This is a genomic window from Pseudomonadota bacterium (genome assembly GCA_011049115.1).
GTDB lineage: Bacteria > Desulfobacterota > Anaeroferrophillalia > Anaeroferrophillales > Tharpellaceae > DSCM01.
This window is the reverse complement of the sequence record DSCM01000064.1, coordinates 1-4,713: the sequence shown is the minus strand read 5'-3', so window position 1 is coordinate 4,713 and position 4,713 is coordinate 1. Positions and strand designations below refer to the sequence as shown.

Here is a 4,713-nt window from a genome sequence, read left to right as displayed (position 1 = left end):
CGCCGGCCAGCCGTCCGCGGCGCAGTTGCGGGAAGTGGCGGAAGCTGGTTTTGAAGTTGTGGTAAATCTTGGCCTGCTTGATCCACGGTACTGCCTTCCGGATGAAGCCGGCCTGGTGCCGGCTCTGGGACTTGAGTACCACCACATCCCCGTTGATTTCCAAGCGCCTCAGCTGGAGGATCTCCAGCGCTTTTTTGGGGTCATGGATGCCATCAGAGGCAAGGAGATGTTCGTTCACTGTGCGGCTAACAAGCGGGTGTCGAGCTTCGTTTCCCTGTATGGCCAAGCGCGGCTCGGTTGGTCGCTGACGCAGGCCAAGGCGCTCATCGCCCGCGTCTGGCAGCCCAATGACGTGTGGGCGCAGTTTATTGAGAGCTCCAGAAAAGCTTCAGGGGCGAAGAGAAATAACTGAAAAAACAGGTTTTAATTAATCAGCCGGGTCAGGCGGCTGCGGGAAGCCTCCGGGTTCTGCTTGAGCGCCTCGGCGGTTAACCTGAGCGTCAGGCGGAAAGGCAAGGCGATGCGAAGAAAAGATCGAAAGATAACCACTGTCGAAGCCTTGGCGATTCTCGATCAAGGCGAATATGGTGTGTTAAGCACCGTCTCTTCGGCTCAGGGGCCCTACGGTATCCCGATAAATTATTGTCTGGTTAACGAATGTCTCTACTTCCACTGCGCCCTTGAGGGAAAGAAGATCGACCATATTCGTAATGATTCCCGAGTCTCCTTTTGTGTGGTGGGCCAGACCGAGGTGCTTCCGGATAAATTTGCGACCAGATACGAGAGCTGTATCGTTCAGGGGCTTGCATCCGAAGTCTTCGGAGAAGAGAAACAAGGAGCTCTTGCAGGGCTTATCCGCAAATATTCCGAAGACTTTATTGCCGAAGGCCGGAGATATATCGAGAGCTCCAGCGATAAGACGAAAGTCTTCAGAATCTCCATGGAGGATGTTTCGGGAAAGGCGAGAAAATAGAACGCAAATGATAAAGATAAAATCCTGGAATATGATTTTGTACTGTAAAAAATGGAAGGAGACGGTCTCTTTTTATCATTCCTTGCTGAACCTGCCGGTCATAACCTCTCTGGATTGGTTTGTTGAATTCAGACTCGGTGATACTTCATGTCTGAGTCTTGCGGATGCATCCCGAACCTCGATTGAAAGCAATGGCGGCAAGGGGGTCACTATCACTTTTGAAGTAGACGATATTCAGATTGCTCGCTTAAACCTAGTCCGCATGGGATTAAAGGAGCCGGCGGTAAAAGATCATCCTTGGGGCGCTCGGGTAATTCATGTGCATGATCCCGAAGGCAATCGAGTTGAGTTTTGGCGTTAATGATGTCATGGATGCCAATGATGCGTAAATTATTATTAGCCCTGTTGACCATTAGCTTACTTCTCGGTGGCGACGCGCCGTCATTACGCCAGGATATCAAGTTCCGATCCCTTGTCGGCACTTCATTTGCTGCCGGTGGGGCCATGATTTGTGGCCCGAAAATCATTCATGCGGGTGATAGCCAGTATCTTTTGATTGCTCGCTTCGGCAAGCCCGAGAGCCGGGAGTTTGTGGGGGTGGCCCAGATTGGCGATGCTTGTGTCAAGGCCGAAGAATGGCTCTATGTCTGCCGTCAATATGCCAAGCCCAAGATGTATGTGATTAGGATCGTGGGCACGACGATTAGCTCGATAAGGTGGTTGCCGGATGTGCAGTGAAATGGGCCGGCGGCGAAGCGTCGGTAAACGCACGGCCGCATTTTTCGGACCGGTTAGAAAACCGGTCAGGAGGCAGGATGCTTGAAAAGCTTGAACTCAGTTCCCGCCAGCGCGCGACCGTGGCCGCGGCCCTGACGCTGGGAGCGGCGCTGGTCTTGCTGCTGTTTTTCAGCGCAATCATCTGGGGGCTGGCAATGTTTGTCGGAACTTTCAGCAAGGTGCTGCTGCCGCCGGTGGTCGCGGGCGTGCTGACGATGCTGTTGCGTCCTTGTTACAACCTTCTGATCAGGATTTGTCGCGGCTCCCAGACTGCGGCGCTGGTTTTGTTTTTTATTGCCGCGCTGCTGCCCCTGACCTTGTTTATCTGGTTTGCCGGGGTTTTTGTCGCGGATCAGTTACTGTTGTTGCTTGATGATCTGCCGTCCATGATTCAGGCCATGCGTGAGGCGGGGCGGTCGTACTGGCCGCAGTTCGCCGCGTTGCTGGAGAAATATGCGGTGATTGCCAAGGTTGGCAGCCTGTTTGATAATCCCGGGGAGATGGCGGCCAGGGTGCTGCATTTTTCGGGGGAACGGCTCTCGGAATCGTTGCTGCAGATGTTTCAATCCGTGGCCGGCTGGTTTGCCTGGGCGGTACTGCCGGTTTATCTTGCCTTCTTTCTCAGGGCCAGACCCTTTGAGAGCCGTCGGGTTGGTGATTTTCTGCCTTTTCTGAAGGCGGGTACCCGGGAGGATGTTATCTACCTGCTGGATGAGTTTATCGGCATTCTCCTGACCTTTTTTCGCGGTCAGATCATTATCGCCCTGGCTCAGGGGGGGTTGTTCGCGATTGGCTTTGTTCTGGTCGGCCTGCCCTATGGAGTGATGATCGGCATGGGGCTCGGTCTGCTCAATATCATTCCCTACCTGGGTAGTATTGCCGGGCTCGGTGTGGCTCTGCCGCTGGCGTATTTCGGTGTCGGGGGCAGCCTGGTGCGACTGTTGCTGGTGTTGGTCGTGTTCGTTGTGGTGCAGGTTATCGAGGGCTATTTTCTTACCCCGAGAATCATGGGCGACCGCACCGGTCTGCATCCCGCCCTGATTATCTTTGCGGTTTTTTTCTGGGGGGTGGCTCTTGGCGGGATCATGGGCATGATGCTGGCGATTCCGCTGACCGCCTTTGCCGTGGTTTTCTGGCGGCTGCTGAAAAAAAAGTATATCACGGAAGTGGTCTAGAATAGGTTCAATGTGTTCAGCGACAAGTTCGAAACGGCTTATCGTCTATATTGAGGATGGCCGTCTTCGCTCGGATAACAACCTGGCTGAAAACTCCATCAGGCCTTTTGTTGTCGGCCGTAAAAACTGGCTGTTTTCCGGCTCTCCCGGCGGCGCTCACGCCAGCGCCGCATTATACTCTCTCGTCGAGACGGCTAAATTAAACCAACTCGATTCCTACAAATATATGCGTTACCTGCTGGAAAAGATTCCGGCTACCAATAAAGAAAATTTCAAAGAGTACTGGCCACGAAGGTAAAACCAGAGCAGCTTGATTCTTTTTTAACTGCAAATCAGGCCGTACCGCAGGTGCGGTTTGTTAGGCGTTTACAAGACGAAGGATAGGGCCTATCAGTATGAAGCGATGTGATTGGGCGAACGCAACCATTTTGGCAATTGCATATCATGATGAAGAATGGGGCGTGCCGGTACATGATGATCGCAAGCATTTTGAGATGTTGATCTTGGAAGGCGCGCAGGCCGGATTGAGCTGGGAAACGGTGTTACGTAAAAGGGAGGGCTATCGTAAAGCCTTTAAGGGATTTGATCCCCAAAAAGTTTCGTTAATGACCGACGATGAACTCGCAGAACAGTTGAAAAATCCCGCGATTATTCGCAATCGTCTTAAGGTGTTTGCGGCGAGAAAGAACGCGCTTGCATTTCTTGAAATTCAGAAAGAATTCGGCAGCTTTGATGAGTATATTTGGCAGTTTGTCGGCGGAAAACCGATGGATGGCGGTCGTGAGACGATAGCTGATATTCCAGCCAAAACAACTGATAGTGACGTCCTTTTCAAAGACCTCAAAAAAAGGGGCATGTCCTTTGTCGGATCAACCATTATGTACGCCTATATGCAGGCCGTAGGCTTGGTGAATGATCATTTGCTGTCGTGTTTTCGACATTCTGAAGTAAGGAAAATGCAATGTTTGCGCCTGACCAATCAGGATTGAGCCGACCCAAAACCGCTAAGTGTCAAGGCGTAGGGATGGCTGGTGGGTCGGACGCAATCCATTGATAATAGGCCTGATCTTATTATCGGGTAATGATTGGCCAAGGCGGAACTGAGGCTGCGAAGGTTCAACGGCGGATGGGCTGGAACCCGGTGTTTTGGGATCGGTAAGGCCGCTCTTTGATAAAAAATCAGTTGGCGGATGGTTTTGATTGTCGTCCATGGTCGTGATTTTGTACTTGTGACGGCGGTAACTGGAGAAGAAAGGCAACAGCCGTCCTGGCCGTTTCATGGAGCCCTTAATGTTGGTTGTAGCCCAATAGAAATCATTGATGTGATTCAAATGGCTGTGTATGCTGGTTTCCCTGCAGCATTAAATGGACTTTTGGTTGCAAAAGAAGTCTTTGACGAACGAAATTTAAAAGTCAGCAGCTGAAGCGCAAGTTCGGGAGTAAAAAAGGAGGTTTCAATTTGCAAGCCCGAGGCCCACTCATGATAGAACATCGTCTTATTGAACGCATGCTTTCGGTCTTCAAAAAGGTTCTGGACAAAATTGAATCAGAACACGAGGTGGATCCTGTGTTCGTGGATATTGCGGTCGATTTTATCCGAATGTACGCCGACCGTACGCATCACGGAAAAGAGGAAGATATTCTTTTTCGAGAACTGAATAAAAAATAGTTATGACAACCGAAATTTGACCAGTTGTGATTATCGAAAATTGATCACCCTGATTGCAAGATAAAGTTAAGCACTGATGTTCATGGTTAAATTTTAAGTTTGCTTATTGGTAATGTCTT

At 50.8% G+C, this 4,713-nt stretch carries 6 protein-coding genes and 3 pseudogenes; all 9 read left to right on the top strand.

The genetic code is table 11. The features are described from left to right. On the top strand, nucleotides 1–412 hold a 412-nt coding region (locus ENN66_05340), incomplete at its 5' end, for a hypothetical protein (protein ID HDS16021.1). A gap of 108 nt (nucleotides 413–520) precedes the next feature. After that, complete coding sequence (locus ENN66_05335) at nucleotides 521–973, top strand: pyridoxamine 5'-phosphate oxidase family protein (GenBank protein ID HDS16020.1); 453 nt, start codon at nucleotides 521–523, stop codon at nucleotides 971–973. 7 nt (nucleotides 974–980) lie between these two features. Then, entirely contained in the window at nucleotides 981–1,334 is a 354-nt protein-coding gene (locus ENN66_05330) for a VOC family protein (protein HDS16019.1), read from the top strand. Beyond that, nucleotides 1,325–1,711: a DUF2845 domain-containing protein gene (locus ENN66_05325; protein HDS16018.1), complete on the top strand. Its 387-nt coding sequence runs from the start codon at nucleotides 1,325–1,327 to the stop codon at nucleotides 1,709–1,711. The genes ENN66_05330 and ENN66_05325 overlap by 10 nt, the downstream gene beginning before the upstream one ends. 77 nt (nucleotides 1,712–1,788) lie before the next feature. Continuing rightward, nucleotides 1,789–2,925 (top strand): AI-2E family transporter, encoded by a 1,137-nt coding sequence (locus ENN66_05320; protein ID HDS16017.1) that lies wholly within the window; start codon nucleotides 1,789–1,791, stop codon nucleotides 2,923–2,925. Between the two features lie 31 nt (nucleotides 2,926–2,956). Beyond that, a pseudogene (locus ENN66_05315) lies at nucleotides 2,957–3,223 on the top strand (transposase). A 97-nt stretch (nucleotides 3,224–3,320) separates the two neighbouring features. After that, a complete protein-coding gene (locus ENN66_05310; protein HDS16016.1) occupies nucleotides 3,321–3,914 on the top strand; it encodes a DNA-3-methyladenine glycosylase I in 594 nt (197 codons plus the stop codon). A gap of 291 nt (nucleotides 3,915–4,205) precedes the next feature. Then, nucleotides 4,206–4,349 (top strand): annotated as a pseudogene (locus ENN66_05305) (carboxymuconolactone decarboxylase family protein). A 35-nt stretch (nucleotides 4,350–4,384) separates the two neighbouring features. Then, nucleotides 4,385–4,591 (top strand): annotated as a pseudogene (locus ENN66_05300) (cation-binding protein). The last annotated feature ends 122 nt before the right edge of the window (nucleotides 4,592–4,713 follow it).